Origin of the sequence: Granulicatella sp. HMSC31F03, from assembly GCF_001807725.1 — a bacterium.
In the GTDB taxonomy this organism is placed as follows: Bacteria; Bacillota; Bacilli; order Lactobacillales; family Aerococcaceae; genus Granulicatella; species Granulicatella adiacens.
On record NZ_KV790854.1, the window covers coordinates 1 to 3,158 of the forward strand.

At 51.0% G+C, this 3,158-nt stretch carries 2 rRNA genes; both read left to right on the forward strand.

Going from position 1 to position 3,158, the window contains the following annotated elements:
• The first annotated feature begins 47 nt into the window (after positions 1-47).
• Positions 48-2,964, forward strand: a 23S ribosomal RNA gene (locus HMPREF3106_RS05390).
• 78 nt (positions 2,965-3,042) lie between these two features.
• Positions 3,043-3,158, forward strand: a 5S ribosomal RNA gene (rrf, locus tag HMPREF3106_RS05395).

Here is a 3,158-nt window from a genome sequence, read left to right on the forward strand (position 1 = left end):
AAAAGAGTTTTTTAACAAAACGCAACGCTATGCGACATTTAACCAACGGTTAAGTGAATAAGGGCGCACGGTGGATGCCTTGGTACTAGGAGCCGAAGAAGGACGGAACTAACACCGATATGCTTTGGGGAGCTGTAAGTAAGCTAAGATCCAAAGATTTCCGAATGGGGGAACCCAACACCTTTCATAGGGTGTTACCAATGAGTGAATACATAGCTCATTAGGAGGTACACGCAGGGAACTGAAACATCTCATTACCTGCAGGAAGAGAAAGAAAAATCGATTCCCTGAGTAGCGGCGAGCGAAACGGGAGGAGCCCAAACCAACGAGCTTGCTTGTTGGGGTTGTAGGACTAGAACGTGAGAAGACATCAAGATAGCAGAAGTGGTCTGGAAAGGCCCATCACAGAAGGTGACAATCCTGTACGCGACATCTTGACGAACTCTACTAGCATCCTGAGTACGGCGGGACACGAGGAATCCCGTCGGAATCCGCCAGGACCATCTGGCAAGGCTAAATACTACCTAGTGACCGATAGTGAACCAGTACCGTGAGGGAAAGGTGAAAAGAACCCCGGGAGGGGAGTGAAAGAGTACCTGAAACCGTGTGCTTACAAGTAGTCAGAGCCCGTTAATGGGTGATGGCGTGCCTTTTGTAGAATGAACCGGCGAGTTACGTTTACATGCGAGGTTAAGATGAAGAGTCGGAGCCGTAGCGAAAGCGAGTCTGAATAGGGCGTATGAAGTATGTGGACGTAGACCCGAAACCAAGTGATCTACCCATGTCCAGGTTGAAGGTGCGGTAAAACGCACTGGAGGACCGAACCAGGGCACGTTGAAAAGTGCTTGGATGAGGTGTGGGTAGCGGAGAAATTCCAATCGAACTTGGAGATAGCTGGTTCTCTCCGAAATAGCTTTAGGGCTAGCCTCGGAAGTGAGAATCGTGGAGGTAGAGCACTGTTTGGACTAGGGGCCCATCTCGGGTTACCGAATTCAGATAAACTCCGAATGCCATGTATTTATATCCGGGAGTCAGACTGCGAGTGATAAGATCCGTAGTCGAAAGGGAAACAGCCCAGACCACCAGCTAAGGTCCCAAAATATCTGTTAAGTGGAAAAGGATGTGGGGTTGCACAGACAACTAGGATGTTGGCTTAGAAGCAGCCATCATTCAAAGAGTGCGTAATAGCTCACTAGTCGAGTGACCCTGCGCCGAAAATGTAACGGGGCTAAACAGATTACCGAAGCTGTGGATTGGACCTTATGGTCCAGTGGTAGGAGAGCGTTCTAAGGGTGGTGAAGCATGACCGTAAGGACATGTGGAGCGCTTAGAAGTGAGAATGCCGGTATGAGTAGCGAAAGACGGGTGAGAATCCCGTCCACCGAATAACTAAGGTTTCCTGGGGAAGGCTCGTCCTCCCAGGGTTAGTCGGGACCTAAGGCGAGGCCGATAGGCGTAGTCGATGGACAACAGGTTGATATTCCTGTACTTCTATAAATCGTTTGAGCAATGGAGGGACGCAGGAGGCTAAGAAAAGCGTACGACTGGAAGTGTACGCCCAAGCAGTGAGTCGGCTGATGAGTCAAATGCTTATCACAGATGCGACAAGCTGTAACGGGGAGGGAAGTTTAGTACCGAAGTTTCTGATGTCACACTGCCGAGAAAAGCTTCTAGCAAGATTTATAGGACCCGTACCGCAAACCGACACAGGTAGTTGAGGAGAGAATCCTAAGGTGAGCGAGCGAACTCTCGTTAAGGAACTCGGCAAAATGACCCCGTAACTTCGGGAGAAGGGGTGCTGGTAGCAATACCAGCCGCAGTGAATAGGCCCAGGCGACTGTTTATCAAAAACACAGGTCTCTGCAAAATCGAAAGATGACGTATAGGGGCTGACGCCTGCCCGGTGCTGGAAGGTTAAGAGGAGAGGTTAGCGCAAGCGAAGCTTTGAATTGAAGCCCCAGTAAACGGCGGCCGTAACTATAACGGTCCTAAGGTAGCGAAATTCCTTGTCGGGTAAGTTCCGACCCGCACGAAAGGCGTAACGATCTGGGCACTGTCTCAACGAGAGACTCGGTGAAATTATAGTACCTGTGAAGATGCAGGTTACCCGCGACAGGACGGAAAGACCCCATGGAGCTTTACTGTAGTTTGATATTGAGTGTTTGTGTCACATGTACAGGATAGGTAGGAGCTGAAGAATCCGGGACGCCAGTTTCGGAGGAGGCAACGGTGGGATACTACCCTTGTGACATGACCACTCTAACCCGCACCCCTTACCGGGGTGGGAGACAGTGTCAGACGGGCAGTTTGACTGGGGCGGTCGCCTCCTAAAGTGTAACGGAGGCGCCCAAAGGTTCCCTCAGAATGGTTGGAAATCATTCGAAGAGTGTAAAGGCAGAAGGGAGCTTGACTGCGAGACCTACAAGTCGAGCAGGGACGAAAGTCGGGCTTAGTGATCCGGTGGTTCCGCATGGAAGGGCCATCGCTCAACGGATAAAAGCTACCCTGGGGATAACAGGCTTATCTCCCCCAAGAGTTCACATCGACGGGGAGGTTTGGCACCTCGATGTCGGCTCATCGCATCCTGGGGCTGAAGTCGGTCCCAAGGGTTGGGCTGTTCGCCCATTAAAGCGGTACGCGAGCTGGGTTCAGAACGTCGTGAGACAGTTCGGTCCCTATCCGTCGCGGGCGTTGGAAATTTGAGAGGAGCTGTCCTTAGTACGAGAGGACCGGGATGGACACACCGCTGGTGTACCAGTTGTTCTGCCAAGAGCATCGCTGGGTAGCTATGTGTGGACGGGATAAACGCTGAAAGCATCTAAGCGTGAAGCCCCCCTCGAGATGAGATTTCCCATCACATTAAGTGAGTAAGACCCCTGAGAGACGATCAGGTAGATAGGCTAGAAGTGGAAGTGCCGCGAGGCATGGAGCGGACTAGTACTAATCGGTCGAGGACTTAACCACGAGTTGTATAGCTGGTAGATTGATGGAGTTGGATATAGATTCAGTTTTGAAAGAACGAAAGTTTTTTCAGAAATAAAGTGTGGTGACGATGGCAAGAAGGATACACCTGTTCCCATCTCGAACACAGAAGTTAAGCTTCTTAGCGCCGATAGTAGTTGGGGGTTTCTCCCTGCGAGGGTAGGACGTTGCCACGC